Origin of the sequence: Massilia aerilata, from assembly GCF_042656905.1 — a bacterium.
Lineage (GTDB): Bacteria > Pseudomonadota > Gammaproteobacteria > Burkholderiales > Burkholderiaceae_D > Telluria > Telluria aerilata.
Window position 1 is genome coordinate 313,815 of record NZ_JBHSMZ010000010.1, and the last position, 25,560, is coordinate 339,374.

Consider the following 25,560-nt stretch of genomic DNA (forward strand, 5'->3'; position numbering starts at 1 on the left):
CATTGGAACGAAACCGGGCTTTCAGCCACGTGCGACGGGCCCTGTGCGATTAGTAGCGGGCCGGCGGCGCACCTTTAAGTTTTATGCACAACAAAAAGGGGAGGGTATGGACAGTTGGACGATTTGGTCGAGACTTCGCTGACCGCCGCGTTTGTTTCGGGTGCCGGGCATGGACCGGACATGCGGACTACAAGTTCCACAAACAAAAACGCCAACCTGCATGGGTTGGCGTTTTGACATGAACTGCTGAATTCTTGGTGGCCCGGGGCGGAATCGAACCACCGACACAAGGATTTTCAATCCTCTGCTCTACCAACTGAGCTACCAGGCCAAGGCGGCGAATTATAGCATACGCCTGCAACTCGTCCATAGTCCTAGGCACGCGCCGCCTGCCGCTCGGCATGCTGCCGGTCCAGCGCCAAACGCGCGTCCTTGCGCCCCCGGGCTTCCTCGAAGCGGCGTTCCTCGTCCGGCGTGGACGGTGCCAGCTGTGGCACCGCCACCGGTTTCTTGTCGTCGCCGACCGCCACCATGGTGAAGAAGCAGCTGTTCACGTGGCGCACTTCCTGGGTGCGGATGCTTTCGGCCAGCACCTTGATGCCGATTTCCATCGAGCTGCGGCCGGTGTAGTTGACCGCTGCCAGGAAGGTCACCAGCTCGCCGACGTGGATGGGCTGGCGGAAGGTGACCTGGTCGACGCTCATCGTCACCACGTAGGCGCCGGCGTAGCGGCTGGCGCAGGCGTAGGCGACCTGGTCGAGCAGCTTGAGGATGTGGCCGCCGTGCACGTTGCCGGAAAAATTGGCGGTGTCCGGGGTCATCAGCACCGTCATGCTGAGCTGATGGCTGGGTAGATTCATTGCTGCTCCTTGTCGATGTCAGCGCCATGCTGGCACGGAACCCGCCAGCCAGGCAAGCACCGGCTCAGAACTCTTCCCAATCCTCGGCGACGGCGGCCGGCTTGGCCGGTTTCGCCGGCGGCGCCTTGCGCGCGGCGCGTGCGGCCGCCGGCTTCGCGGCCGCCGGCGCCGGTTTTTGGGCCGGCAGGGCAGGGCGCGCGGCAGCCGCTGCAGCCGGCGCACGCACCGCCGCCACGTCCACCCGGAATACGGACACCAGCTCCTTCAGCTTGTGCGACTGCTCCTGCATCGCCAGCGTGGCCGCCGCCGATTCCTCGACCAGCGCCGCGTTCTGCTGGGTCGCGCCGTCCATCTGCGTGATGGCCTGGTTGACCTGGGCGATGCCGCTGGCCTGCTCGCGGCTGGAGGCGACGATGTCGTTCATGATGCCGCTGACGCGGTCGATCCCGGCGACGATGCCCTTCATGGTCTCGCCGGCCTTGCCGGCCAGGGTCGAGCCTTCCGTCACGCGCCCGGTCGAATCGTCGATCAGGACCTTGATCTCCTTGGCCGCCGCCGCCGAGCGCTGGGCCAGGGCGCGCACTTCGCCCGCCACCACCGCAAAGCCGCGTCCCTGCTCGCCGGCGCGCGCCGCTTCGACCGCCGCGTTCAGGGCCAGGATATTGGTCTGGAAGGCGATGCCGTCGATGACGCCGATGATGTCGGCGATGCGCGAGGAGGACTCGTTGATCGCGCCCATGGTTTCGACCAGCTGGCCGACCATCGCGCCGCCCTGCCGGGCCACGCGCGAGGCCTGCGCGGCCAGCCCGTTGGCCTGCTCGGCGTTGTCGGTGCTGTGCTGGATGCCCTGGGTCAGCTGCTCGATCGAGGAGGCGGTTTCTTCGAGCGAGGCGGCCTGGCTTTCGGTGCGGCGCGACAGCTCCTGCGCTTCGCTGGACATTTCCGAGATCGATACACCGATGGCCGTGGTGCCCTCGCGCACCTGACCGACGATGCCGGCCAGGCTGTCGCGCATGCGCTTGAGGGCGGCCATCAGGCTGGCCTGGTCGCCGTCCGCGACCTTCACCTCGACGCGCAGGTTGCCGGCCGCGATTTCGCTGGCTACCGAGGTGGCCAGCGCCGGTTCGCCGCCGAGACGGCGGAACAGCGCGCGCGCGAAGCGGTGCGCCGCGCCGACGCTGAAGATCAGCGTGGCCAGGCACAGGCAGACCAGCACGGTGGAACTCTGGTGGGCGCTGCCCAGCACCTCCCCGGTGCGCGCGCCGATCGATTTCTGTTGCAGCGCCAGCAGCTCCTTTACCTTGTCGATGTAGCGGGCCATGATGCCGGCGAAGGACTTGTCGTACAGGGCGCGCGCCTCCTCGGCCTTGCCCTCGGCCTTCAGCGCCGTCACGCGGTCGCGCGATTCGAGGTATTGCTGGCGCGCCTCGCCAATCTGCGCGAACAAGACTTTTTCTTCGTTCGTATCGAGCATGTCGCCGACCTGCTTCTGCAGCTCGCTGGTGCGCGCCGACTGCTGCACGGTTTCATCGGCGAACAGCTTCGCCAGTTCGCCGTCCGATGCGCGGGCGATCGCGGCGGTGCGCTTGGCCGACATCGAAATGTTCAGCAGCCAGCTCGACACCAGCCTTTCCTTCGCCAGCGGCCGGTGGGTAAGCTCGTTCGTGTCGTCGGCCAGTACCTGCAGGCGCCAGATCGCGACCGCAGTCGATACGAAGGAGAGGATGATCACGATCGCGAACGCGAACCTGAGCTGGTTCCGTACGCTGGCGGTGAGCTTGGTCAGCACTTTGTTTCCTTTTAGTAAGGGAAAAGACCAATTTAAGAATGCGGGCACATCACTGCCCTGAGATGGCGCAAAATTCGCTACCTTACCCAACAGAATATGTCGCGAGGATTACCCGATGTCTCTTCTTCTCGTCCCCGGCTTCATGGCCGACGAAACCCTGTGGTCCGGGCTCGAGGCGCCGCTGGCGCCTTTCGGTCCCCTGCATTACGCGGACCTGCGCCACGACAGCTCGATCGCGGCGATGGCGCGCCGCGCGCTGGATACGGCGCCGCCTTCGTTCATGTTGATCGGGTTTTCGATGGGCGGCTACGTCGCGCGCGAGATCGCCCGCCTGGCGCCGCAGCGCGTGCGCGCGCTGGTGCTGATCGCCACCTCGACCCGCCCCGACACGCCGGCGCTGCGCCAGCGCAAGGGTGCAGTGGGCAATGCGGCGCCCTCGATCGCCTTCAGTGGCCTGAGCCGCATCGCGGTGGCCTCCTCGCTGCACCCGAAGGAGCGCAACAACGAGGCGCTGATCGACAAGGTGAGGGCGATGGGCACGCGGCTGGGCGGCGAGGTGTTCCGCCGCCAGTCGCTGCTGGAGCGGCCCGGCGACCTCGATCGCCTGCGGGAGATCCGCTGCCCGACCCTGGTGGTGGCGGCCGCCCAGGACCAGTTGCGCAGCCTCGAGGAGGCGCGCGAGCTGCAGGCCGGGATCGCCGGCGCCACGCTCGAGATCATCGAGGACACCGGGCACATGATCCCGATCGAGGCGCCGGCGCGGCTGGCCGCGCGCATCGTGCCCTGGCTGGCGCAGCACGCAGACTGAGATGTCTCAGCCGGGCGAAGGCGTATAGGCGGGCTGCTCAGCCTTTGTTGGCCAGCGCGTAGATCGCCTCCGCCACCCCATGCCCATAAGCCGGATCGGCGCGCAGGAAATGCGCGATCTGGCGGTCCTGGGTCACGGCATCGGCCTGGCTCAGCGAGCCGGCGATGTTGGTGACCAGATTGCGTTTGCCTTCCTCGTCCAGCAGGCGGAACAGATTCCCGGCCTGGGTGAAGTGATCGTCGGTGGCGCGGGTGTCGTAGCGGCCCGCGACGCCTTCGAGGTGCCAGCCGGCGTCGCCGTGGCCGAAACCGCCGGTGGCAGGTCCACCGCTGCGCACAGGATCATAGTTGGCGGCGGCGCCGCCGTTGGCGATCGCCATCGCGCCGTCGCGCTGCTGGTTGTGGAAGGGGCAGCGCGGACGATTCACCGGCAGGTGCTGGTGGTTGGCGCCGACGCGGTAGAGCTGGGCGTCGTGGTAGGCGAACAGGCGCGCCTGCAGCATCTTGTCCGGGCTGTAGCCCAGGCCCGGCACGATGTTGGACGGCGACAGCGCGGCCTGCTCGACCTCGGCGTGGTAGTTGTCCGGGTTGCGGTTCAGTTCCAGGATGCCGACCTTGATGCGCGGGAAGTCGCCCTGCGGCCAGACCTTGGTCAGGTCGAAGGCATCCCAGCCGGTGCGCGCTTCCCAGGCGGCGCGCTGTTCGTCGTCCATCAGCTGGATCTCGACGCTCCAGCGCGGGTAGTCGCCTTGTGCAATCGCGTTGAACAGGTCGCGCTGGGCATAGTCCGGATCCACGCCGGCCAGCCGGACCGCTTCCGCCGCGCTTAGGTTCCTGATGCCCTGCAAGGTCTTGAAGTGCCACTTGACCCAATGCAGCCTGCCTTCCGCATTGATCAGGCTATAGGTGTGGCTGCCGAAGCCGTCCATGTGGCGGTAGCCGTCCGGGGTACCGCGGCTTGAAAACAAAATCGTCACCTGGTGCAGGCTCTCCGGCGCGCGGCTCCAGAAGTCCCACATATTCTCCGCCGATTTCAGATTGGTCTGCGGATCGCGCTTCTGGGTATGGATGAAGTCGGGGAACTTGATGCCGTCCTTGAGGAAGAAGGTCGGGGTATTGTTGCCAACCAGGTCCCAGTTGCCTTCCTCGGTATAGAAGCGCAGCGCGAAGCCGCGCGGATCGCGCTCGGTGTCGGCCGAGCCCTTTTCGCCGCCGACGGTGGAGAAGCGCAGGAAGGTCGCGGTCTGCTTGCCGACTTCGCTGAACAGCCTGGCTTTGGTGTATTTGCTGATGTCGTGGGTGACGGTAAAGCTGCCGTAGGCGCCCGAGCCCTTCGCATGGACCACGCGCTCGGGGATGCGCTCGCGGTTGAAGTGCTGGAGCTTTTCGATCAGGTGGAAGTCGTGCAGCAGGACCGGGCCGCGCGGGCCGGCGGTGATCGAGTTCTGGTTGTCGGGGACGGGGATGCCGGAGGCGGTAGTGAGGTCGGTCATGGCGGCTTTCTCGTTTTATATTCGGCTATCAATTATTTAAAATCGATAGATTGTGTTGATGTGAAACGATGTTAAGCCCACCAGATTATTTACGCAAACTATCAATTTCTATTTGATCCATAGGGAAATTAAATATTGACTTGCTTAAGCTTAGGCGTAGTCTATTTCCTTAAATCATCAAATATTTCCTTCTGCCGCCTCCAATACTTGTCATGAAAGCCGAATTCCTCCCCGCCGCAGAGCTGAAACTGTCGGAATTGATCGCATCTTTGAGCTACGCCCTCGATATCACCGAAGGCCAGCCGCCAGGCCATTGCGTGCGCGCTTGCTGGATCGGCATGCACATCGGACGCCAGGCCGGCATGGGCCAAGAAGCTTTGTGGGAGCTTTACTACACTTTGCTGCTGAAAGACCTGGGCTGCAGCAGCAATGCCGCGCGCATCTGCGAGCTCTACCTGACGGACGACCTGGACTTCAAGCGGGATTACAAGACGGTCGGCGACAGCCTGCCGCAAGTGCTGGGTTTCGTGCTCAAGCACACCGGCTTGAAGGCCGGCCTGGCCGAGCGCTTCCGCAGCGTGATGACGATCCTGCGCGACGGGCCGGAAATCGCGCGCGAGCTGGTCGCGACCCGCTGCCAGCGCGGCGCCGACATCGCGCGCCTGCTGCGGTTTCCGGACGGCGTCGCCGACGGCATTTATTCGCTGGATGAGCATTTCAACGGCAACGGCAAGCCGGCGCGGCTCGCGGGCGAGGCGATCCCGCTGTATTCACGCATTGCCCTGCTGGCGCAGGTGATCGACGTGTTCCATACCGAAAGCGGGCGTATCGGCGCGCTGAAGGAAGCGCGGATCCGGTCCGGGCAATGGTTCGACCCGCTACTGGTGCACGCCTTCGAACAGGTGGCGCAGTCGGACGCGTTCTGGACCACGCTGGCCGCAGCGGACATCGACGAGGCGGTGACGGCGCTGCAGCCGGCCGGGGCAGGGCGGCAGCAGGCGCTGGATGACGATTATCTCGACGACATCGCCACCGCTTTCGGCCAGGTGGTCGACGCCAAGAGCCCCTACACCAGCGGCCACAGCGCGCGGGTGGCGCTGTACACGGACATGATCGCCGAAGCGCTGAGGCTGGGAATGGACCGGCGGCGCTGGCTCAAGCGCGGGGCGCTGCTGCACGACGTCGGCAAGCTGGGTGTCAGCAACAGCGTGCTGGACAAGGCGGGCGCGCTCGACCGCGCCGAGTGGGACGCCGTCAAGCTGCATGCGGCCTACACGGAAACCATCCTCGGCCGCATCGGCGCCTTCCGCGAGCTGGCGGCGATCGCCGGCGCGCACCACGAACGCCTGGACGGCGGCGGCTATCCGCGCGGTCTGGCGGCGGACGAGATCCGGATCGAGACGCGCATCATCACCACCGCCGACATCTTCGACGCGATCACGGCGACACGCCCTTACCGCGGCGCGATCCCGATTCCACAGGCGCTGGAGATGATGCAGAAAACGGTGGGGTCGGCACTCGATCCGGACTGTTACGACGCCCTGGTGCGGGCGGTGGATCGCGTGCCGTTTCCTGAAGCGGCCTAGGCTTCTTATACGACCGTCAGCGTGACGTCGATATTGCCGCGGGTCGCGTTCGAGTATGGGCAGACGCCGTGCGCGGCTTCGACCAGTTCCTGTGCTTGCGCGCGGTCCATGCCCGGCAGGCTGACCGCGAGTTCCACGGCCAGGCCGAAACCGGCCGGGATCGGGCCGATCGAGACGCTGGCGTCGATGGCGGCGTCGGCCGGCATCGCGATTTTCTTCTGGCCGGCGACGAATTTCATCGCGCCCATGAAGCAGGCCGAGTAACCGGCGGCGAACAGCTGCTCCGGATTGGTCGCGTCACCCTTGCCGCCCATTTCCTTTGGCGGGGCCAGGCGCACGTCCAGCAGGCCGTCGTCGGTGGTGGAACGGCCGTCGCGGCCGCCGATGGTGTGCGCTTTTGCGGTGTACAGGACTTTGTCGAGTTTGGTGGTCATGGCCTTGCCCTTTCGTTTGAGTAGTTTGGTGTGTCGATGGAAATAATCATAGCGCGAAATTAAATAGCGCGCTATTCAATTGTTCCAATCGGGACGATAGCTGAAAATGATAACAAGCCTGTTACGGACGCCCGAACATTTGCGTCCAGTACGGCGTACGGTTTTCGTTCGCGGGATTGACCGCATACGCCGCACCCATCTCCGTAAACGCGGGGTTCATGATGTTGGCGCAGTGGCCGGGGCTGCCCAGCCAGTCGCTCACCACCTGCGTCACCGATTGCTGGCCCGAGGCGATGTTTTCGCCGACCCGGGTCCAGCGGTAGCCGGCGCGGGTGGCGCGCTCGGGCGGCTCGCTGCCGCCCGGTTCCTTGTGGGCGTGGTAGCGCTTGGTGGCCATGTCTAGGCTGTGGCCGAGCGCGGCCTGGGCCAGGGCCTCGTTCCAGGTCAGGGGCGGGGCCGCGCCGAAGGCCTGGTCACCGCAAGTACGCGGCGCGGCGCGCGCGGCGTTGACGCGGGCCAGCAGTTCCTGGCTCAACTGCGCCGGATCGGGCAGGGCGGGGTAGACCAGCGGGTGCGCCAGGATGATCTGCCAGTCGTTGCCGAAGCGCGCCGTGCCGACCGCCGCGAATTCCCCGCTCAGCAGGCGGCCGCAGTGCTTGTCGCGGATCGCCGCCAGCGCCGCCTGCGCATCCTCCGGTCCGGTCACCGAGATCATCTCGGCCAGGTCGGCGGGATAGCCGGCCCGCTTCAGCGCCGGTTCCAGGAAGGTGCCGGCGCCGATGCGCAGCCTGGCCAGGGCAGGCTCCTTCGCCAGCGGCGCGGCAGGGAGGGCGGCGCGGCCCGCGCAACTGCCGGGGGCGCTGCGGTAGGCGTTGATCAGGTCCGCGAGTTCGTCGCGCGCCTGGCCGTTCTGGCGTGCGAGGGCGGGCTGCGCGGCCATGGCGGTGCAGGCGAGCGCGGCCGCAAAGGAGAGCGAAAATGCGCGGTGAAATACGGGCATGCAGCGGATGATGGGGCCGGCAACCGTCGATATCAAGCGGGCCGTCCGGAACGCAACACATGCATACGCAAAAACCGGGGTGAAACCTTGGCATCGGTCAAAGATTAAATTAGGATCAAAGGTCCGATACATCCGATTCACCATGGAGAGAACACAATGAAGCGTACCCTGTGCAGCGCCCTGATCGCGGGCCTGTTCGCCGGCTTTGCCCACGCCGGCGCACCCGCCGCCCACCCGGCGGCGGACGCACCCTCGGCTGCCGCCAGCCCCACCGCAAGCACTGCCCGCTCCGGCGTCGACGCCGGCGCGCTGGACGCCGCGGTACGCCCGCAGGACGATTTCTTCCGCTACTCGCAAGGCAAGTGGCTGAAGGACGTCGACATCCCGAACGACCGCTCCAGCTGGGGCGCCTTCAACATCGCCGCCGATGGCGTCGAGACCCAGATCCGCACCCTGATCGAGCAGGCCTCGCAGGACAAGAACGCGAAAGCCGGCTCGGATACCCAGAAGATGGGCGATTTCTACGCCAGCTACATCGACGAAGCCCGCCGCAACCAGCTCGGCCTGGCCCCGCTGAAGGGCGAACTGGCGAAGATCGAGGCGCTGAAGGACAAGAAGGCGCTGGCCAAGGTGGCCGCGCGCTTCGAGCGCATCGGCGCCGGCTCGCCGGTCAACATGGGCGTCCACCAGGACAACAGGGATTCAACCCGCTACATCGTCGACATCTCGCAGTCCGGCCTGGGCCTGCCGAACCGCGACTTCTACCTGCAGGACGAAGCGCGCCTGAAGGACACCCGCGCCAAGTACCTGGCCCACATCGAGAAGATGCTGAGCCTGGCCGGCCACAAGGACGCGGCCAATGAGGCGCAAGCCATCCTGGCGCTGGAAACCGAGATCGCCAAGGCGCAGTGGAGCGCCGTCGAGAACCGCGATCCGGTCAAGGGCTACAACAAGATGAAGGCGGCCGACCTGAACAAGCTGGCGCCGGGCTTCGACTGGGCCACCTACCTGAAGGATTGCGGCGTGGCGGCCAAGGCCAAGGAAGTGATCGTCAGCCAGCCCTCGTATTTCCAGGGCCTCGACAAGATCATCGCCGCGACCCCGGTCGAGACCTGGAAGTCCTATTTCGCCTTCCGCCTGATCAGCGCCTACGCGCCTTACCTGTCGCAGCCCTTCGTCGACGAGAGCTTCGCCTTCCGCGGCGGCGTGCTGAGCGGCGCCAAGGTGAACCGTCCGCTGGACAAGCGCGCGATCGCCGAGGTCAACCGCGACCTGGGCGAAGTGGTGGGCAAGGTCTACGTGCAGAACTACTTCCCGGCCGAGCGCAAGAAGCAGGTCGAGGAGATGGTGCACAACTTCCTGCTGGCTTATAAGGAGCGCATCGAGACCCTGGACTGGATGAGCCCGGAGACCAAGAAGCAGGCGCAGGCCAAGCTGGCGAAGATCTCGGTGAAGGTCGGCTACCCGGACAAGTGGCGCGATTATTCTTCGCTGGCCGTCAAGCGCGACGACCTGGTCGGCAACGTGATGCGCACCCGCGAGTTCGGCCACATGTACGGCGTGAACAAGCTGGGCAAGCCGGTCGACCGCAGCGAATGGCACATGACCCCGCAGACCGTGAACGCCTACTACAGCCCGGAGATGAACGAAGTGGTGTTCCCGGCCGCGCGCCTGCAGTCGCCGCTCTACGATGCGGACGCCGAGCCGGCGATCAACTACGGCGCGGTCGGCATCTCGATCGGCCACGAGATCAGCCACGCCTTCGACGACCAGGGTTCGCAATACGACGGCGACGGCAACCTGCGCAACTGGTGGACCAAGGAAGACGGCGAGAAGTTCGCGGCCAAGGGCAAGGTGCTGGTCAAGCAGTACGAAGGCTACAGCCCGGTGGACGGCTATCACCTGAACGGCGAACTGACGCTGGGCGAGAACATCGCCGACAACGCCGGCGCCATCATGGCCAGCCGCGCCTACAAGATCTCGCTGAAGGGCAAGCCGGCGCCGGTCATCGACGGCTACACCGCCGAACAGCGCATCTTCATGGGCCTGGCCCAGGCCCGCCGTGGTAAAGCCCGCGACGCCGCGCTGATCGCGCAAGTGAAATCGGATCCGCACTCGCCGGCCGAGTTCCGCGTGAACGGCAGCCTGCGCAATCACCCGGGTTACTACGAGGCCTTCGATGTGAAGCCGGGCGACAAGATGTACCTGGCGCCGGAAGAGCGCGTTATTTTCTGGTAAGCCGCTGACTCGTCGTCCCCGCGCAGGCGGGGATCCAAGTTTGCAAGCGCAGTCGAAACGCATGCAGAACTTGGGTCCCCGCCTCCGCGGGGACGACGTTTTCAGGCCGCGGGGACGACGTTTTCAGGCCGCGGGGACGACGTTTTCAGGCCGCGGGCACGACGTTTTAGCGGCCCAGCATCTCATGCAGGTCATAACTCATGACCGCCAAAAACGCCGCCAGCCCCAGATACATCACCGCATAATTCACCCGCGCTTCCTGCGGCACCTGATAATACTCGGGCGGCCTGCCATGGTCGCCGCTCAGCGCCGCCTTGATCTGCGGGTAGGCCAGCACCGCAATCAGGATCAGCATCGGGCTCGGACGCCAGAAGAACAGGGCCGCCAGCAGCGGCACGCCGAGCAGCCAGACCTTGGGCGAGATGATCGCCGTGATGCGCCCGCCGTCCAGCGGCGAGACCGGGATCAGGTTGAACAGGTTCAGCATGCAGCCCGAGTAGGCCAGCGCCAGCAGCAGTTCGCTGCCGGTCTGGCGCGCCAGGCCGTAGCAGGCCATCGCGCCGGCGGTGCCGGCCAGCGGACCGGCAAAGCCGACGAAGGCCTCCGTCTCGACGTCGTGCGGCATGTCCTTCATTTCGATCCAGGCGCCCACAAAAGGGATGAAAGTGGGCGCGCCGACCGCCAGGCCGCGCTTGCGCGCCGCCAGGTAGTGGCCCATCTCGTGGACGAAGATCAGCAGCACGAAGCCGACCGCGTAGCGCCAGCCGAAGATCCAGCTGTAGGCCAGCATCGACAGCAGCATGGTGCCGCCGGTGGTCAGCATCTTGCCCATCTTGCCGGCGACCAGCAGCCATGCGAGGAGCTTGCCCATTATCGTTTGCTCAGGTCGACTTTGTCGGATTCGGGTTGGGGCTTCTCGCGCTTGAAGAACTTCCAGATGCCCGAACCCACCGCGGCGACGCCGACGATGATCAGCTTCTTGAACGCGAGCAGCAGGGCGAACAGCTTGCCGAAGAAGCCCAGCTTGGCCGCCACGCCGCCCGCGACCAGCGCCGCGATGCCGTATTCCGCCACCTTGTCGGTGCTGCCGTTGAAGTCCGCGTAGCGGTTGCCGGCCGTGAAGTTGGTGAAGGCGGTGACCTTCTGCATTTCGCTCTTGATCTGGCCGAGCTGGTCGATGCTGGCCACGGCGTTCAGCACCAGCACGCCTTCGCGGCCCAGCACGCGGATGTTGTAGTTCAGGCCGTGATGGGCTTCGCCCTCGCTCTGCAGCTCCTTGGCCCAGTACAGCTTGTGGGCGGCCTTGTCGTAGTGCGGCGTCTCGGCCCAGCCGACCAGGTTCATGGCGCGGTAGCCCTGCTTCTTGCGCTCGGCGTTGCTCTCCGCGAGGCCTGCCTGCATCTCCTTCAGCAGCTTGCCGTAGTCGATGCCGTCGGCATCGTCGTCCTTGACGTGGCCGTCCTTGTCATAGGTGATGACCACGCCCCAGCTCTCGTTCGACATCGGATTGACGCCGGCCGGCACGATCATGCCCAGGGTTTCGGCACCTGGCGGGTTGCCCCAGGCTTCCAGCAGGCGCGCGGAGTCGGCCACGCTCAGGTAGCGGAAATTCGCCGGCAGGCCCAGGGTGGCGATATTGCCCGGCAGGCTGATCTTGCCTTCCTGGGGCTGGAAGGAGGAGACCAGCTGTTGTTCGGATTGTTGTTGAGCCTGTTGCTGGCTCGCTGCCTCATTGCCGGGAGCGGCGCCTGCGCTGCCCAGCGCCAGGCATACCAGAGTTGCAAGCAGGAGTTTGCGCATGATGTCTTTCGGTAAAAAATATAAATATTACTGAAAGGAAATCTGTACAAAAACGCGAATTATCACCTTGTTGTTTTCTTGTCCTCAAGGAAGGCAGCGATTGTTACGTCAAGCGTAACAAAGCATTCCCTCCATCGCTATTTTTCGCCGGAACGGCGGCCCTTACCATTTGTCTGTCAGCAAAACGCCCACAACAAGGCGACTGACGTGCCACCGTCGCCAGGTGGCACACCAGAACAACGCCGGTGCGCCCACGGGCGCCCGGCACACCCAAGGAATCATCATGAATACCAAGCTGTTTATGCCCGTCCTCGCCGCCATTACCCTTGCCGCCACCTGCGCCAGCGCCCTGGCCGCCGCCCAGCCGGCCGACTTCCGCGGCGGTCCTGCACCGGCCCAGGCCGCGGCCGACCGGGTCGTCGTCATCACCGCGGCGACCCGCCACGTCAACGTCGCCGGCGGCTCGACCGTGCGCTTCGTGGTCGGCGAGCGTTCCTTCAGCTGGAACTTCCAGAACGGCAGCGCCCATGTGATCCCTTTCGACCTGCGTCTGATTGCGCCGCAGGGCCTGCTGACCCACCCTGTCACGACCTACGTATCGGATAACCCGCTGTATCAGAATAATTGAGTAAGATGGCGCGCTATGCGCAAGGATCTCGACTACGGACTGCTGCACGCGATGAATGCCTTCGTGCACGTGATGGACGGCGGCAGCTTCACCGCCGCCGCCGAGCATCTTGGCATGTCGAAGGCGCAGATCTCGCGCCTGGTGACCCTGCTGGAAAACCGTCTGCAGGCCAAGCTGCTGCACCGTAGCACCCGGCGCATTTCCGCCACCGAGGCCGGCGAGCGCTATGCGGCGCATTGCCGCGCCATCCTCGACATGGTGGCCCAGGCCGAAGCGGAAGCCGGGGGCGCCGCGCGCGAACCCGCCGGCCGCCTGCGCGTGATGAGCATGGCCGCTTTCGGCAACCGCTACGTGACGCCGTTGGTGAGCGCCTATTGCCAGGCCAACCCGCGCGTGACCGTCGAATACAGCGCCTCCCAAAGTCCGCCCGACCTGCTGGCGGAAGGCATCGACGTCAGCATCTACCTGGCCCAGTACCTGCCCGACTCGGCGCTGGTGGCGTTGAAGCTGGGCCGCATGTTCTCGGTGCTGTGCGCAGCGCCGGACTACCTCGCGCGGCGCGGCGCACCCCAGCATCCGCAGGAGCTGGCCCGGCATACCTGTTTGCGGCTGGTGAATTCGTCCTTTACTTCCAGCTGGGAGCTCGAGCGCGGCGACGAGCACCTGCGCCTGGATCCGCAAGGCCCGCTGACCGGGAATACCACCGAAGTGCTGCTCGACGCCGCCTTGCGCGGACTCGGGATCGTGCTGCTGCCGGCCTACAGCGTGGTCGACGGCCTGCGCAGCGGCCGGCTGGCCCAGGTGCTGCCGGGCTGGCGCTCGGCGGAGATCGGCATCTTTGCGCTGCTGCCCTCGAGCCGCTTCGTGGACGCCAAGACGCGCGCCTGGATAGCCTTGCTGAAGGAAGCGCTGCCGCCGGCCATCGAGCGCGACATGGCCTATTTCACGGACGCCGCCGCCTCCTGAAGCGCGACGGCGATGTCGGCGCCGATGCCCAGGTCCTGCGCCACCTGATCCTGCGCCCCCAGCGAGCGCGGATCGCGCCCGGTGATATGCACGAAGATGGTCAGCGCCTCGAGGTAATAGCCGTAGACGCTGCCGTGGTACGAATCCGGCGCCCACAGGTTGATGCCGGCGACCTTGCCGTCGTAGGGATTGTCGTCCGCCAGGCCGCTGGCGAAAGCGCGGTTCCAGGCCTGGCCGACCGGGATCACGCCGCCGATCAGCTCGGACGCCTGCTTCGCCTTGTCGTAGCCGGCGCGCACGTCCAGCGCCATTTTTTGAATCGGCTGGCCGTACCAGGCGCCGCCCTGTTTATAGGTCTGGTCGGCGCGCGACCAGGTCGCGGCCAGGCGCACGTCCACCTTCGGATTCTTGTCGTGGAAGGCCTGGGCCAGCAGGCCGGCATACTTCACCAGCGTGGCCGGGTCGCCGGGATGGGCGCCGTCCATCGTGCTGTAGCTTTGCAGGACCACCTTGTCGAAGGGCTTGGCGATGGTGGCCAGCCGGTTCTCGTAATGCCAGTCGAGGCCCTTGCCGGGCGAGGTCTCGAGGCTGACCTCGTAGTCCAGGCCGGCCTGCAGGGTGAAGGCCTTGAACAGGGCCGGCACGCCGCCGAGGTGGGTGCCGTTCAGGTCCGTCACCGTGTCGGGGCGGTACTCGCGCACCAGCGGCGCGGCGCCGGCCGGATCGCCGTAGGTGAAGCTGTTGCCGATGAAGAGAATGGTGGTGGCCGCCGCGGCCGGGATGGCCGCAGCCCCCAGCGACAGGAGGTTCAGGAAGGCGAGGGTGCGGGGCAGGGGCATGGCGGACTCCAGTATCGGCAATGATCGGCAATCCGGATATTGTAGAGCCAGGCGGGCCGCTCAGCCTTTTTCCGCCGGCCTGGCCGAGCGCCGGCAACGCTCCGAGCAGTATTTGACCTGCTCCCAATCCCGTTCCCACTTCTTGCGCCAGCTGAAGGGCAGGGCGCAGTGGGCGCACAGCTTGTACGGCAAGTCCGCCTTCTTGCGCATCTTCATCGTCCGCTCCTCGTGCATGCCGGACGGATGATGCCACGCGCCCGCCAGGACGAACGCGCGGCAGGTGCAAGGCAAGCCTACTGGCGCAGGTCCGGGCGGTCCGCCTCGGCGCTGCGCAGGGCTTGCAGCGCCGCAGTGGGGGGCGCCGTGTCGTAGTAGGCGTCGACGCGTTCGACCATGCCGTCGCGCAGCGTGAACACATGCACCCATGGCAAATCGTAATCGCGTCCGGTCAGGTGGCCGTGCCAGCTGCTGTCGCCGATGGCAACCACCTTGTCGCCTTCCGCGATCAGCTCCTTGACGCTGAAACTGGTGGCCTGGACGTTGGCGTTCAGCTTGGCGAAGAATTGCGCGATGCCCTGCTTGCCGTGGAAGTGGCCTGCGAAAGGAATGAACTCCGAATCCGGGCTGGTCCACACGGCATCGTCGCGGAAGCGTTCCAGCAGGCCGGCAATGTCGCCTGACTGGAACTTCCGGTAGCCTTCGAGGACGAGTTGCTTGTTCTGTTCTGTGTTCATGATCGTCTCCTGTATGCAGCGCCCGACGGCAAGCGCGGATGCCCCTGCCGCAAGCGGCCGCTTATGGAGCCTAGTTTTCATTTACCTAAAGTCAAGCAGAGTTTGCGACTTTTGCTTGCGTTTGCCGTGCGGCGGCGTTGCGCCATTACAATCGGACAAGCATCGTCACCGGAGAACCCCATGCATTGCCGCGCCATCATCGCCGCCATCCTGCTTCCTCTCGCCGCCGCCTCCGCGTCCGCCCAGACGACGGTGAAGATCGGCAGCGTCTCGCCGCTGTCCGGCACTGGCGCCCACCAGGGCAAGGACATCGAGAACGGCGCGCGCATGGCGATCGACGACCTGAACGCGAAGGGCGTCAGCATCGCCGGCAAAAAAGTCCGCTTCGTGCTGCAAGCCGAGGACGACGGCGCCGATCCGAAGATGGGCACGGCGGCGGCGCAGAAGCTGGTCGACAATGGCGTGGTGGCGGTGGTCGGCCACCTGAATTCGGGCACCACGGTGCCGGCCTCGAAAATCTACAACAACGCCGGCATCCCGCAGATCTCGCCGGCCGCCACCACGCCGCTCTACACGCGCCAGGGCTACAAGACGGCCTTCCGCGTGGTCGCCAGCGACAGCCTGGTGGGCAAGACCCTGGCCGCGTATTCGATCAAGACCCTGCACGCGACGAAGATCGCGGTGATCGACGACCGCACCGCCTTCGGCCAGGGCCTGGCCGACGAATTCACCAGGGGCGTGAAGGCGGTGGGCGGCGCCCAGCTGGTCAGCCGCCAGTTCACCAACGACAAGGCGACCGATTTCAACGCCATCCTGACCCAGATCCGCGCGCACAAGCCGGACGTGATCTTCTACGGCGGCATGGACGCGGTGGCCGGTCCCATGCTCAAGCAGATGAAGGCGCTCGGCATCGGCGCCAAGCTGGTCTCGGGCGACGGCGTATGCTCGGAAAAGCTGCCGGAGCTGGCCGGCGACGCGCTGGGCAGCGACAAGGTGATCTGCGTGGTGGCCGGCGGCGTCAGCGGCGCGAAGGAAGAGGCGGCGGCCGCCGCCTTCGCCGAGCGCTACCGCCAGCGCTACAAGATCCCGCTGCAGACCTACGCACCCTATGCCTACGACGCCACCATGGTGTTCGCGCAGGCCATGCAGCAGGCGAATTCGACCGATCCAGCCAGGTTCCTGCCGGCGCTGGCGAAGATCAGGTACCACGGCGTCACCGGCGACATCGCCTTCGACCCCAGCGGCGATCTGCACGATGCCGCGCTCACGCTGTACACCTACCGCGACGGTCGACAGGTCAAGCTGCAGGTGGTGCGGTGATGCGTGCGATGGATTTCAGCTCCTGGCATGCGGTACTGACGACCTTCATTTCCCTGGCCATCGTGACCCTGGTCGGCGTCGGCATCCGCGTGCTGATGATGCAGACCATCCAGCAGCGCCGCGAGCGCATGAACCGCCAGATCAACGAGCGCCTGCGGACCCTGATCGCGGCCTACAAGACCCTGGGCGGCTCCTTCACCGGCGAGCTGACCGTCGACCCGACCCACCTGCGCGAATTGCGCACCGCGCCGGCTCCGGCGCCGGCAGGCGATATCGCACCGGCGGCGGCGGCGGACGCGCGCGTGAACTCCGACCGCGCACGCCGCATCCGCGACGCCGTCGAGGCGGCGCTGGCCGACATCCTCCTGCTCGGCACCGAGGAACACTGCCGGCTGGCGGGGCAGGCCGCCGGCGACATGGCGGCCGGACGCCCGATCCACACCGCGGAACTGGTGGTCTCGCTGCGCGATTTCATCCGCGAGGCGCTGGACCTGGGACCGATGCCGAAGGACGTCGCGATTCCGCTGCAGGGCCCGACCCGGACCCAGGGCGGCGCCGCGCGTGGCCGTGGTGAGGGCGGTGGCGGCGGTAAAGGCGGTGGCGGTGGAGGTGGTGGGGGCGCCGATGGCGGCGGAGGCGGCATGGGCATGGGCCTCGGCATGGGCCTCGGGCACGCCTCCGGCGAGCACGATCACAACAGCTAGCGTGCGTCGCCGGCGCATGCCGGCGCCACCGCGCTAGATCAATCGGTCACGACGTGCCAGGCGTTCATGGCTTTATCTCCGGCCTTGTCGCCCGGCTTCTTGTCCTTGACGAAGGTGTACAGCGGCTTGCCCTTGTAGGCGAGCTGCTTGCTGCCGTCGTCGCGGGTGATCACCGAGTAGGGTGCGCTGGGCGCCGCATCGCCGGGCTGGACGGCAGGCCAGTTGGCCGCGCAGCCGCCGCTGCAGGCGCTCTTGCCGCTGTTGGCGGCGTCCTTGTCGAAGGTGTAGACCGTCATGCCTTTCATGTCGACCAGCATGCCGTCCTTTTTCATGACGGGCGCCGACTGGTCGGCCGCGTGGGCGGAGAAGGAGAGGAAGGTGACGAGGAATGCAGAAGCAAGACCGAGCGTTTTCATGGACATCTCCTGTGAACTATTCAGTGGGGGACTGCTTGAACTGCGCGGCCATTGTAGCCGTGTAGGAGGAAGCCCCGCGCACTTTGTGTATTAGCGTACGGACAATGACATGCGCCCGAGGCACCATGGAGCCGTACTCATCGCACAACCTTCAAAGGAGCACGATCATGGGCAAATATTTCCTGGCATGGATTCTGGGCGTTCCCGCAATCGTCCTGGTGCTGATCTACATGTTCTTCCACTGATCGCACGAGCCGCAACAGTCAAAACGCCAACCTGCATGGGTTGGCGTTTTGCATTTCCGCGTCGAGAACCATCCTTCCTGCCGGGTGTCTAATTCGCTGGCGCCGCTTCAACGTGTGGGAGGACGAACGAGCATGAGCCCGGGTGTGCATGACGACACCATTCCGGCGGCACTGGAAGAAACCTGTGCACAGGAAGAAATTCATCTGCTGGGCGCCGTGCAGTCCTATGGCTTCATGACGGTCGTCGATCTCGCGAGCCGGGCCATCGTGCAAGTCTCGGCCGGCATCGTGCGCCATTGGCCGGGCTTGCAGGATGCGAATGCGCTGATCGCCGGGCCCTTGTCCGATTGGGTGGCCGGCGCCGGCGGGGGCGATCCGCTCGACATCGCCGCGCTGCCCACCTCGCATCCCGTGAACCTGCCCTGGCGTCCCCGCTTCGAGCGGACCTGCGCCAGCCAGGAAGAGATCGCCGCGACGCAATGGGAATGCCTCGGGCACCGGCGCGGCACGGTGGCGGTGCTCGAATGGCTGCCGGTGAACGCCGGCGCGGATGAGCTGCGGCGGCAGAACGAGATCTTTTCCGATTTCTCGGAAGTGATGGGCCGGCTGCGCCGCGCCGAAGGGCTGGAGGCTTTCTTTGGCGAGTGCGTGAAGGTGGTCCAGGAAATCAGCGGCTTCGACCGCGTCATGATCTACCGTTTCCGGGCCGATGGGAGCGGCGAGGTCGTGGCCGAGCGCACCGCGCAGGGCCACCCGCAAAAATACCTGGGACTGCGCTTTCCCGCGTCCGACATTCCCAGCCAGGCGCGCGCGCTTTACCTGGCCAACAAGCTGCGCGTGCTGGCCGACGTGGAAGCCCCCATGGATGCGCTGCAGCCCCCGCTGCTGCCGAACGGCGAGACACTCGACCAGAGCCATTGCATGCTGCGCGGCCTGTCGCCGGTGCACCTGTCCTATCTCCGGAATATGGGCGTGCGCGCCACCCTGACCCTGTCGATCGTCTGCGAAGGCAAGCTCTGGGGCCTGATCGCCTGCCATCACCACAGCCCCCGCACGCCGCCGCACCAGCTGCGCGACGGCATGCGCCACCTGTCGGAACTGCTGGCGGAAATCACCAACATGCGCATCGAGGGCCTGAGCAACCTGGAGGCGGTACGCCATCGCCTGATGCTGGATCGCCTGATGAACGAGTTTCACCAGGCCCTGATCCAGGATGGCGATATCGCGGCCGAGCTGGACCTATGGCTGCCCAAGCTCTTGCCGGCGTTCAATGCCAACACCATGGGCGTGCAGATCGGGACCCTGGCCTGCCTGGGCGGGCCGGGAAAGCGCAAGGGGTCCATCCACCGGATACTGGACGAAGTCGCGTCGCGCCTGGACAGCCGCAACACCAGTCCGGGCGTGCGGATGTGGGACGACTTGCTGACCTCGCCCAGGAAATCCCTGTTGCTGCTGCCGGAAGCGGCGGGCCTGCTGCTGGCGCAGCGGCATGACGGCGACCTGATCTTCTGCTTCATGACCCGGGCCGAAGCGGTGCAGCAGGTGCGCTGGGGCGGCGAGCCGGTCAAGGACATCGTCGCGCTGCCGGATGGCCGCGTCAGGCTGGAACCGCGGCGCTCGTTTGCGGAGTGGAAGGAATCGGTCAAGGGCCATTCGGACCCATGGCAGCAGATCGACGCCGACGCGCTGCAGAACCTGCTGCGCATCCTGAGCGAGGTGAACAAGCTGCGGGCCAACCGGAAGATGCAGGAAACCCTGCACTGGCGCGCCCACCACGACCACCTGACCGGCCTGTACAACCGCCGGGCCATGGAGGACGAGGTCGCGCGGCGCCTCGACGATACGCGCTACAACACCGCGCTGATGCTGCTGGACCTGGATCACTTCAAGAAGATCAACGACACCTACGGCCATGAAACCGGCGACCTGGTGCTGCAGCAGCTGAGCCTGAGGCTGAAGGCGGTGGTGCGGGAATTCGACCTGCTGGCCCGCCTGGGCGGCGATGAATTCATGCTCCTGCTGCAGATTCCGCACCCGAACGCCGCCACGGCCCTGACTTTCGCGGAGCGCCTGCATCAGGCGGTGGCCGCACCCTTCGACATCAAGGGACAGCAGTTCCGCCTGGGGATTTCAGTGGGCGTGGCGATTCCGCCAGGCCATGGCCGCACGGTGAGCGAACTGTTGCGCCACGCCGACCTGGCCCTGTACCAGGCCAAGTCCCGGGGCCGCAGCCGCAGCGTGGTCTTCGAACTGGCGATGGCGGCGAGCCAGCGTGACTACTACCTGCTCGAGCGCGACCTGGACGAAGCGGTGGAGCGCAACCAGCTGTCGCTGGTGTTCCAGCCCAAGGTGGACCTGATCAGCCGGAAAGTGGTCGGCCTCGAGGCGCTGGTGCGCTGGAACCACCCGACCCGGGGCCAGAACAGTCCCGGCGCCTTCATCCCGATTGCCGAGCACAGCGACCAGATCCTGCGCATCGACCGCTGGGTCATGCGCAATGCGATCGCGGAACAGGCCAACTGGCTGAGCCATGGCCTGGCGCCGCTGCCGGTCGCGATCAACCTGTCGATCGCGGATATCCTGTCGCCGAACCTGGTCGCCTACCTGGCCGAACTATTGGAGGAATACCAGGTGCCGGCGCACGCGCTGCAGGTCGAAGTGACCGAATCCTGCTTCATGCGCCAGCTCGACGAGACCCAGAACGTGTTGCGGGCGCTGAACGAGACCGGCATTTCCACCGCGCTCGACGATTTCGGCACCGGCTTTTCCTCGCTGAGCTATTTGCGCCAGCTGCCGCTGCAGTGCCTCAAGATCGACCAGTCCTTCACCCAGAGCATGCTGGAAGACTCGAACGCGGAAAAGCTGACCCAGGCGATCGTCGCCATGGGAAATGCCTTGAAGATGAATATCGTGGCGGAAGGGGTGGAGACGCGCGAGCAGATGAACTGGCTGCTGGCGCACGGCTGCCATATCGGCCAGGGCTATTACTTCAGCCCACCGGTGCCGCCCGAGGATGTACACCAGGTGATCGAGCGGATCGAGTTGCGGCTGGCGGCTTGATGTCCAAACCTTGTCGAAAAAATTGACAGGTTTTTCCGGTTATGCCGGGTGACTGAGCCGTCTTGCATAATATTCGTGCAAATACTTGTTTATTAAGGACCTGCAGGAACCGGGCCTGTAAATTGCATACCCCAGATACCGCAAGAGCAGTCACCTAAACATTCATTCTGGGGAGAACCTGATGTTGACTACCAAGCGCTTTGCTTCCGCCATTGGCGCAGTGGCGATGTCCTTTGCAATGATGAGCGCCGCATACGCGGATGTGCTCGTGGACCGCGGCCTGCCGTCGGATAACCTCAATCTCAATACCGCCAACCGCTCGAACGTCGCCTGGACCGACGCCGGCTACCAGCGGGGCGATTACTGGGTCGAGGGCGATACCTTCACCAACACCACCGGGGCAACCTGGAACATCAATACCATTCGCATCTGGACGGTCGGGCCGACCGGGACGGTATCCCTGATTGGCGGCTTGAGCAGCGGCAGTCCGGGCAGCCTGACGTCGATTTCCAGCACCTACACCGCGACCCCGACCACTTACCCGGGCGGCGCCAGCTACACCACCACCAGTGGCGCCACGCGCTCATTGACCCAGATCGACTTTGCGGTCAACCTGACGCTCGGCGCCGGCCAGACCTATATGTTCTTCCTGGACGGTACCGGCGGCGACTACGTGATTCCCTTCATGAGCGCCTCGAACGCCGCGCTCAGCGGCACCCCGCAACAGGGCGCCGACGACCTGCTGTGGGAAGCGCATATGGTCGGCGGCAGCGCGATCTCGGTGGATTCGTTCACGAGCCTGGGCAACGGCTGGGACAAGGCTTCCGATTTCAATGTGCAGGTGCTGGGCACCGCCGTGCCGGAACCGGGTTCGATGGCCCTGCTGGCGCTTGGCCTGCTGGGCGGAGCGGTGGCGCGGCGCCGTAAGTCCTGAGTTTCCGGCAATGCGTCCGCCGATCGCACGGCGGCAGTAACCGAAACGCCAACCTGCGCGGTTGGCGTTTTTTTTCGGGAAACGAAGTCGCTCCACGGTGCCGTCGAACCCGGCAGTCCGACTACGCTACTCAGGCCAGCAGCTTCAGCAGGGCTTCCGCACCCGCTTCCGACGAGGCCGGGTTCTGGCCGGTCACCAGCTTGCCGTCGGTGACGACATAGGATTGCCAATCCGCGCCTTTCGAATATTCGCCGCCGTTTTGCTTCAGCATGTCCTCGACCAGGAAGGGTACGACCTGGGTCAGGCCAACCGCATCTTCTTCGGTGTTGGTGAAGCCGGTCACCTTCTTGCCCTTGACCAGCGGACTGCCGTCAGCCGCCTTCACCTTGCGCAGCACGCCCGGCGCGTGGCAGACCGCCGCCACCGGCTTGCCGGCCGCCGCCATTGCCTCGATCAGGGCGATCGAATCCCTGTCCTCGGCCAGGTCCCACAGCGGGCCGTGGCCGCCCGGGTAGAACACGGCGTCGAAGTCGTCGGCTTTCACTTCCGACAGCTTGCCGGTCGAGGCCAGCACGCGCTGCGCATCGGCGTCGGCCTTGAAGCGGCGGGTGGCATCGGTTTGCGCGTCCGGCTCGTCGCTTTTCGGGTCGAGCGGCGGCTGGCCGCCGGCCGGCGAGACCACGGTAATGGCGGCGCCTGCATCCTTCAGCGCGTAATAGGGCGCGGCGAACTCTTCCAGCCAGAAGCCGGTTTTCTTGCCGGTGTCACCGAGCTGGTCGTGGGAGGTCAGTACCATCAGAATCTTTTTCATTTTTCGTTTCCTTTCAGTGTGGGGATCAATCTTGGGCAACACGGATGACCAGCTTGCCGAAGTTCTTTCCTTCGAGCAGGCCGTTGAAGGCTTGCGGGGCGTTTTCCAGGCCGTCGACGATGTCTTCGCGGAATTTGATTCTGCCTTGCTGGAGCCACTCGCTCATCTGCTGGAAGAATTCACCGTAGCGATGGCCGTAGTCGTCGAAGATGATGAAGCCCTGCATGCGGATGCGTTTGGTGAGGATGGTGCGCGCCAGCAGGCCCAGGCGGTCCGGGCCGGCGGGCAGGGCGGTGGCGTTGTAGTCGGCGATCATGCCGCACACCGGGATCCGCGCTCTGGTGTTCAGCAGCGGCAGCACGGCGTCGAACACGGCGCCGCCGACGTTCTCGAAATACACGTCGATGCCGTCCGGGCAGGCGTCCGCCAGTTGCTGCGCGAAATCCGGCGCGCGGTGGTCGATGCAGGCATCGAAGCCGAGTTCTTCGACCACGTAGCGGCATTTCTCGGCGCCGCCGGCGATGCCGACCGCACGCGCACCCTTGATCTTCGCGATCTGTCCGACCAGCGAACCGACCGCGCCGCTGGCGGCTGCGACTACCACGGTTTCACCGGCCTTCGGCTGGCCGATGTCGAGCAGGCCCATGTAGGCGGTAAAGCCGGGCATGCCCAGCACACCGAGCGCGCGGGAAGACTGCGCCACGTCGCCGTCCAGCTTGTTCAGGCCGGCGCCATCGGACAGCGCGTAATCCTGCCAGCCGCTGTAGCCCAGTACCAGCTGGCCGACCGGAAAGTCGGGGTTGCGCGAGGTTTCGACACGCGAAACAGTGCCGCCGACCATGGTGCCGCCAATCTCGACCGGCGCGGCATAGGAAGGCGCGTCGCTGATGCGGCCACGCATGTAGGGATCGAGCGAGAGGAACAGCGTGCGCAGCAGGACCTGGCCCTCCTGCGGGGCAGGCACCGGCTGCTCTTCCAGGCGGAAAGTGTTGGCGTCGGGCGAGCCGTGCGGACGCTGTTGTAGTACGAAGCGGCGGTTACGCTTGCGATCCTGGGTCATTTGATATTCCCTTCTTGATGATAATATTGCCATGTATCTATTAGACTGGTCGTCTAGAAACTGCGCAAAAAAATGGCGGCGCAATGCCGCCGTGTCCGTTCAGCGCGGCGCCTCCAGCATGGCGCGGGTGACAAGCATCGCATTCTGCAGCGCGCTCGGCTCGCGCCGCAATTTCGTCAGCAGGGCCGCGCCCAGCCACATTTCATACAGGGCGAGGGCGGTCTGCGGGGCCGCCACGCCGCTCCGGACCGAGCCGTCGGCAAGGCCCTCGGCGATGCAATCCGCGAGGCGTTGCACGATCCGGTTCGTGCCTTGCAACAGGACCTCGCGCATGGCTTCGGACAGGTCGGCGACTTCCCCGCTCAGCTTGACCACCAGGCACTTGCTGCCGGCGCAGGCGTCGTCGGCAAGCACCAGCCAGCTGTCCCAGTAGCGCATCAGGCGTGCCAGTCCCGGGTTGCCGTCGGCGGCGAGCATGGCTTCCAGTCCGGCCAGGTAGGCATCGACGTAATCTTCGAGCATGGCCTTGCCGAACAGTTCCTTCGACTTGAAGTAATGGTAGAACGAGCCCTTCGGCACACCGGCGGCCGACAGGATCTCGTTCAGGCCGACACCCGAATAACCCTTGCCCATGATGATGCTGCGGCCGGTGGCAAGGATATGCTGGCGGACGCTTTGCTGTTCGCTGTTCATGGAGCTCATGATAGCACCAATTAGACCAGTCGTCTTGCGGCCCGGCGCTGCCGGTGTTGCCTTCAGCTCTTGCGGACGAATTCCGATTTCAGGCTCATGGCGCCGAAGCCGTCGATCTTGCAGTCGATATCGTGGTCGCCGTCGACCAGGCGGATATTCTTGACCTTGGTGCCCTGCTTGACCACGCCGCCGCCGCCCTTCAGCTTGAGGTCCTTGATGACGGTGACCGAATCGCCGTCCTGCAGCAGGTTGCCGGCGGCGTCGCGCCACTCGCGCGCCGCTTCTTCCGTGGCTGCCTCCATCTTCACCGGCCATTCGTGCGCGCATTCCGGGCAGACGTAGTTGCCCGAGCCGTCTTCGTAGGTGAGCGTGGAGCCGCAGGCGGGGCAGGGTGGGAAATTCGTCATGTCAGTATCCAGTCTTCAGTAAAGTAATTTTGCGTGTCAGTCCTGCGCCGCATCGCGCGAACCGCGCGGGCCGGGGGCATACAAATCCGCCAGCTGCGCCAGCCGCGACGCCAATTGCGCGTCGTCCTGCTGCGCGAGCCACTGGGCGCACAGCATGAACCACAGATAGGCGTAGCCGTCGGCAAGGAATTCGATATCCGCATCCGGGGGCAGGTCGCCGGTATCGCGCGCGCACGAAAACAGCGCGCGCAAGGACAGGCGCAACGAGGGCCCGTCTCGAGGCGCGCCACTGAAATCGGCGGCCTGCTGCACCTGTTCGAAGAAGATCCGCGCCTGCGCCGCATGGGCCTGCAGCCAGGATTGCGTCCGCTGCGCGAACTCGCCCAGCGCGGCGCGCAAGCGGCCCGGCTCGGCCTGCCGGGGCAGGGTATCGGCCAGGCTGGCCAGGTACAGCCGCGCGCAGGCCGCCGCCAGGGCGGCCTTGCTGCCGAAATGGCTGTACACCGTGGCGCGCACCACGCCGGCGTCGTCGACGATGTCGTCCATGCTGACCGCGTCGACACCGCGCTGCTCGAACAAGCGCGTCGCGGCATCCAGGATTTGTTGCCTGACTTTGCTGCTTTTTCCAATCGGCCTGGCCATTCGTCACCGCGTCATGTGTTGAGAGGCTTGCATTGTATCGGCTAATTAAATATACTCAAGTCTAGTTAATTATTGAATTCTTGCGAAGGAGTCC

Annotated in this window: 25 protein-coding genes and 1 tRNA gene; 9 read left to right on the forward strand and 17 right to left on the reverse strand. The window is 65.4% G+C overall.

The window, feature by feature from the left end; genetic code table 11:
* Window positions 1-255: 255 nt before the first annotated feature.
* The 3 genes from ACFPO9_RS15935 to ACFPO9_RS15945 form a co-directional block, all read right to left on the reverse strand.
* Window positions 256-331 (reverse strand) — tRNA-Phe (locus tag ACFPO9_RS15935).
* Window positions 332-374: 43 nt separating this feature from the next.
* Window positions 375-860 carry an acyl-CoA thioesterase gene (locus ACFPO9_RS15940; RefSeq protein WP_379772096.1) on the reverse strand — a complete coding sequence of 162 codons (486 nt, stop codon included), beginning with the start codon at window positions 858-860 and terminating at the stop codon, window positions 375-377.
* Window positions 861-924: 64 nt separating this feature from the next.
* Entirely contained in the window at window positions 925-2,649 is a 1,725-nt protein-coding gene (locus ACFPO9_RS15945) for a methyl-accepting chemotaxis protein (RefSeq protein WP_379772097.1), read from the reverse strand.
* A 115-nt stretch (window positions 2,650-2,764) separates the two neighbouring features.
* On the opposite strand from ACFPO9_RS15945, the gene ACFPO9_RS15950 reads away from it, so the two are divergent.
* Window positions 2,765-3,457: an alpha/beta fold hydrolase gene (locus tag ACFPO9_RS15950; protein ID WP_379772098.1), complete on the forward strand. Its 693-nt coding sequence runs from the start codon at window positions 2,765-2,767 to the stop codon at window positions 3,455-3,457.
* Between the two features lie 37 nt (window positions 3,458-3,494).
* Here ACFPO9_RS15950 and ACFPO9_RS15955 read toward each other — a convergent pair whose 3' ends face one another.
* On the reverse strand, window positions 3,495-4,949 hold the full coding sequence (locus tag ACFPO9_RS15955; protein WP_379772099.1) for a catalase: 1,455 nt from the start codon (window positions 4,947-4,949) through the stop codon (window positions 3,495-3,497).
* A gap of 212 nt (window positions 4,950-5,161) precedes the next feature.
* Between ACFPO9_RS15955 and ACFPO9_RS15960 the strand changes: the two genes are divergently transcribed.
* Window positions 5,162-6,535, forward strand: coding sequence for an HD-GYP domain-containing protein (locus tag ACFPO9_RS15960; RefSeq protein WP_379772100.1), 1,374 nt, complete (start codon window positions 5,162-5,164; stop codon window positions 6,533-6,535).
* A 5-nt stretch (window positions 6,536-6,540) separates the two neighbouring features.
* Here ACFPO9_RS15960 and ACFPO9_RS15965 read toward each other — a convergent pair whose 3' ends face one another.
* Both ACFPO9_RS15965 and ACFPO9_RS15970 read right to left on the reverse strand, forming a co-directional pair.
* On the reverse strand, window positions 6,541-6,969 hold the full coding sequence (locus tag ACFPO9_RS15965) for an organic hydroperoxide resistance protein (RefSeq protein WP_379772101.1): 429 nt from the start codon (window positions 6,967-6,969) through the stop codon (window positions 6,541-6,543).
* Between the two features lie 121 nt (window positions 6,970-7,090).
* Window positions 7,091-7,969: a CAP domain-containing protein gene (locus tag ACFPO9_RS15970; protein ID WP_379772102.1), complete on the reverse strand. Its 879-nt coding sequence runs from the start codon at window positions 7,967-7,969 to the stop codon at window positions 7,091-7,093.
* Window positions 7,970-8,125: 156 nt separating this feature from the next.
* Here ACFPO9_RS15970 and ACFPO9_RS15975 point away from each other — a divergent pair, with 156 nt between their 5' ends.
* Window positions 8,126-10,207 carry a M13 family metallopeptidase gene (locus ACFPO9_RS15975; RefSeq protein ID WP_379772103.1) on the forward strand — a complete coding sequence of 694 codons (2,082 nt, stop codon included), beginning with the start codon at window positions 8,126-8,128 and terminating at the stop codon, window positions 10,205-10,207.
* Between the two features lie 166 nt (window positions 10,208-10,373).
* On the opposite strand, the gene ACFPO9_RS15980 is transcribed toward ACFPO9_RS15975, so the two are convergent.
* The gene (locus ACFPO9_RS15980) at window positions 10,374-11,078 is read right to left on the reverse strand and encodes a site-2 protease family protein (protein WP_379772104.1); all 705 of its coding nucleotides are present in this window, start codon (window positions 11,076-11,078) and stop codon (window positions 10,374-10,376) included.
* Window positions 11,078-12,007: a DUF2167 domain-containing protein gene (locus ACFPO9_RS15985; RefSeq protein ID WP_379772105.1), complete on the reverse strand. Its 930-nt coding sequence runs from the start codon at window positions 12,005-12,007 to the stop codon at window positions 11,078-11,080. The genes ACFPO9_RS15980 and ACFPO9_RS15985 overlap by 1 nt, the downstream gene beginning before the upstream one ends.
* Window positions 12,008-12,290: 283 nt before the next feature.
* On the opposite strand from ACFPO9_RS15985, the gene ACFPO9_RS15990 reads away from it, so the two are divergent.
* Complete coding sequence (locus ACFPO9_RS15990; RefSeq protein ID WP_379772106.1) at window positions 12,291-12,635, forward strand: CzcE family metal-binding protein; 345 nt, start codon at window positions 12,291-12,293, stop codon at window positions 12,633-12,635.
* Between the two features lie 15 nt (window positions 12,636-12,650).
* The gene (locus ACFPO9_RS15995; protein ID WP_379772107.1) at window positions 12,651-13,601 is read left to right on the forward strand and encodes a LysR family transcriptional regulator; all 951 of its coding nucleotides are present in this window, start codon (window positions 12,651-12,653) and stop codon (window positions 13,599-13,601) included.
* Here ACFPO9_RS15995 and ACFPO9_RS16000 read toward each other — a convergent pair.
* From ACFPO9_RS16000 to ACFPO9_RS16010, 3 genes are all read right to left on the reverse strand, one after another.
* A complete protein-coding gene (locus tag ACFPO9_RS16000) occupies window positions 13,574-14,440 on the reverse strand; it encodes a DUF4886 domain-containing protein (RefSeq protein ID WP_379772108.1) in 867 nt (288 codons plus the stop codon). The two genes, ACFPO9_RS15995 and ACFPO9_RS16000, sit on opposite strands and share 28 nt — an antisense overlap.
* A 60-nt stretch (window positions 14,441-14,500) precedes the next feature.
* Window positions 14,501-14,656, reverse strand: coding sequence for a DUF2256 domain-containing protein (locus ACFPO9_RS16005; RefSeq protein WP_379772109.1), 156 nt, complete (start codon window positions 14,654-14,656; stop codon window positions 14,501-14,503).
* A gap of 77 nt (window positions 14,657-14,733) precedes the next feature.
* Window positions 14,734-15,174 (reverse strand): nuclear transport factor 2 family protein, encoded by a 441-nt coding sequence (locus ACFPO9_RS16010; RefSeq protein ID WP_379772110.1) that lies wholly within the window; start codon window positions 15,172-15,174, stop codon window positions 14,734-14,736.
* A 180-nt stretch (window positions 15,175-15,354) separates the two neighbouring features.
* Between ACFPO9_RS16010 and ACFPO9_RS16015 the strand changes: the two genes are divergently transcribed.
* The gene (locus ACFPO9_RS16015; RefSeq protein ID WP_379772111.1) at window positions 15,355-16,494 is read left to right on the forward strand and encodes a branched-chain amino acid ABC transporter substrate-binding protein; all 1,140 of its coding nucleotides are present in this window, start codon (window positions 15,355-15,357) and stop codon (window positions 16,492-16,494) included.
* Window positions 16,494-17,198: a hypothetical protein gene (locus ACFPO9_RS16020; RefSeq protein ID WP_379772112.1), complete on the forward strand. Its 705-nt coding sequence runs from the start codon at window positions 16,494-16,496 to the stop codon at window positions 17,196-17,198. The genes ACFPO9_RS16015 and ACFPO9_RS16020 overlap by 1 nt, the downstream gene beginning before the upstream one ends.
* 38 nt (window positions 17,199-17,236) lie before the next feature.
* Here the strand turns inward: ACFPO9_RS16020 and ACFPO9_RS16025 are convergent, their stop codons facing one another.
* Window positions 17,237-17,620 (reverse strand): COG4315 family predicted lipoprotein, encoded by a 384-nt coding sequence (locus tag ACFPO9_RS16025; RefSeq protein ID WP_379772113.1) that lies wholly within the window; start codon window positions 17,618-17,620, stop codon window positions 17,237-17,239.
* A gap of 371 nt (window positions 17,621-17,991) precedes the next feature.
* Here ACFPO9_RS16025 and ACFPO9_RS16030 point away from each other — a divergent pair, with 371 nt between their 5' ends.
* Both ACFPO9_RS16030 and ACFPO9_RS16035 read left to right on the forward strand, forming a co-directional pair.
* Window positions 17,992-20,919, forward strand: a complete 2,928-nt coding sequence (locus ACFPO9_RS16030; protein WP_379772114.1) for a bifunctional diguanylate cyclase/phosphodiesterase — start codon at window positions 17,992-17,994, stop codon at window positions 20,917-20,919.
* Between the two features lie 181 nt (window positions 20,920-21,100).
* The gene (locus ACFPO9_RS16035; RefSeq protein WP_379772115.1) at window positions 21,101-21,853 is read left to right on the forward strand and encodes a PEP-CTERM sorting domain-containing protein; all 753 of its coding nucleotides are present in this window, start codon (window positions 21,101-21,103) and stop codon (window positions 21,851-21,853) included.
* Window positions 21,854-21,983: 130 nt separating this feature from the next.
* On the opposite strand, the gene ACFPO9_RS16040 is transcribed toward ACFPO9_RS16035, so the two are convergent.
* The 5 genes from ACFPO9_RS16040 to ACFPO9_RS16060 form a co-directional block, all read right to left on the reverse strand.
* Entirely contained in the window at window positions 21,984-22,664 is a 681-nt protein-coding gene (locus ACFPO9_RS16040) for a type 1 glutamine amidotransferase domain-containing protein (protein WP_379772116.1), read from the reverse strand.
* 25 nt (window positions 22,665-22,689) lie between these two features.
* Window positions 22,690-23,724, reverse strand: a complete 1,035-nt coding sequence (locus tag ACFPO9_RS16045; protein ID WP_379772117.1) for an NADP-dependent oxidoreductase — start codon at window positions 23,722-23,724, stop codon at window positions 22,690-22,692.
* Between the two features lie 99 nt (window positions 23,725-23,823).
* Window positions 23,824-24,417, reverse strand: coding sequence for a TetR/AcrR family transcriptional regulator (locus ACFPO9_RS16050; protein WP_379772149.1), 594 nt, complete (start codon window positions 24,415-24,417; stop codon window positions 23,824-23,826).
* Window positions 24,418-24,479: 62 nt separating this feature from the next.
* The gene (locus tag ACFPO9_RS16055) at window positions 24,480-24,824 is read right to left on the reverse strand and encodes a zinc ribbon domain-containing protein YjdM (RefSeq protein ID WP_379772118.1); all 345 of its coding nucleotides are present in this window, start codon (window positions 24,822-24,824) and stop codon (window positions 24,480-24,482) included.
* Window positions 24,825-24,860: 36 nt separating this feature from the next.
* The gene (locus ACFPO9_RS16060) at window positions 24,861-25,466 is read right to left on the reverse strand and encodes a TetR/AcrR family transcriptional regulator (protein ID WP_379772119.1); all 606 of its coding nucleotides are present in this window, start codon (window positions 25,464-25,466) and stop codon (window positions 24,861-24,863) included.
* Between the last annotated feature and the right edge of the window lie 94 nt (window positions 25,467-25,560).

Coding starts and splice junctions, on each gene's coding strand:
- ACFPO9_RS15980 (WP_379772104.1), bottom strand. CDS start 11,078: ATGGGCAAGCTCCTCGCATGGCTGCTGGTCGCCGGCAAGATGGGCAAG.
- ACFPO9_RS16055 (WP_379772118.1), bottom strand. CDS start 24,824: ATGACGAATTTCCCACCCTGCCCCGCCTGCGGCTCCACGCTCACCTAC.
- ACFPO9_RS16025 (WP_379772113.1), bottom strand. CDS start 17,620: ATGTCCATGAAAACGCTCGGTCTTGCTTCTGCATTCCTCGTCACCTTC.
- ACFPO9_RS16050 (WP_379772149.1), bottom strand. CDS start 24,417: ATGAACAGCGAACAGCAAAGCGTCCGCCAGCATATCCTTGCCACCGGC.
- ACFPO9_RS15995 (WP_379772107.1), top strand. CDS start 12,651: ATGCGCAAGGATCTCGACTACGGACTGCTGCACGCGATGAATGCCTTC.
- ACFPO9_RS16035 (WP_379772115.1), top strand. CDS start 21,101: ATGTTGACTACCAAGCGCTTTGCTTCCGCCATTGGCGCAGTGGCGATG.
- ACFPO9_RS15990 (WP_379772106.1), top strand. CDS start 12,291: ATGAATACCAAGCTGTTTATGCCCGTCCTCGCCGCCATTACCCTTGCC.
- ACFPO9_RS16040 (WP_379772116.1), bottom strand. CDS start 22,664: ATGAAAAAGATTCTGATGGTACTGACCTCCCACGACCAGCTCGGTGAC.
- ACFPO9_RS16045 (WP_379772117.1), bottom strand. CDS start 23,724: ATGACCCAGGATCGCAAGCGTAACCGCCGCTTCGTACTACAACAGCGT.
- ACFPO9_RS16015 (WP_379772111.1), top strand. CDS start 15,355: ATGCATTGCCGCGCCATCATCGCCGCCATCCTGCTTCCTCTCGCCGCC.
- ACFPO9_RS15975 (WP_379772103.1), top strand. CDS start 8,126: ATGAAGCGTACCCTGTGCAGCGCCCTGATCGCGGGCCTGTTCGCCGGC.
- ACFPO9_RS15950 (WP_379772098.1), top strand. CDS start 2,765: ATGTCTCTTCTTCTCGTCCCCGGCTTCATGGCCGACGAAACCCTGTGG.
- ACFPO9_RS15960 (WP_379772100.1), top strand. CDS start 5,162: ATGAAAGCCGAATTCCTCCCCGCCGCAGAGCTGAAACTGTCGGAATTG.
- ACFPO9_RS15955 (WP_379772099.1), bottom strand. CDS start 4,949: ATGACCGACCTCACTACCGCCTCCGGCATCCCCGTCCCCGACAACCAG.
- ACFPO9_RS16060 (WP_379772119.1), bottom strand. CDS start 25,466: ATGGCCAGGCCGATTGGAAAAAGCAGCAAAGTCAGGCAACAAATCCTG.
- ACFPO9_RS15965 (WP_379772101.1), bottom strand. CDS start 6,969: ATGACCACCAAACTCGACAAAGTCCTGTACACCGCAAAAGCGCACACC.
- ACFPO9_RS16010 (WP_379772110.1), bottom strand. CDS start 15,174: ATGAACACAGAACAGAACAAGCAACTCGTCCTCGAAGGCTACCGGAAG.
- ACFPO9_RS16030 (WP_379772114.1), top strand. CDS start 17,992: ATGAGCCCGGGTGTGCATGACGACACCATTCCGGCGGCACTGGAAGAA.
- ACFPO9_RS15940 (WP_379772096.1), bottom strand. CDS start 860: ATGAATCTACCCAGCCATCAGCTCAGCATGACGGTGCTGATGACCCCG.
- ACFPO9_RS16005 (WP_379772109.1), bottom strand. CDS start 14,656: ATGAAGATGCGCAAGAAGGCGGACTTGCCGTACAAGCTGTGCGCCCAC.
- ACFPO9_RS15970 (WP_379772102.1), bottom strand. CDS start 7,969: ATGCCCGTATTTCACCGCGCATTTTCGCTCTCCTTTGCGGCCGCGCTC.
- ACFPO9_RS16000 (WP_379772108.1), bottom strand. CDS start 14,440: ATGCCCCTGCCCCGCACCCTCGCCTTCCTGAACCTCCTGTCGCTGGGG.
- ACFPO9_RS16020 (WP_379772112.1), top strand. CDS start 16,494: ATGCGTGCGATGGATTTCAGCTCCTGGCATGCGGTACTGACGACCTTC.
- ACFPO9_RS15985 (WP_379772105.1), bottom strand. CDS start 12,007: ATGCGCAAACTCCTGCTTGCAACTCTGGTATGCCTGGCGCTGGGCAGC.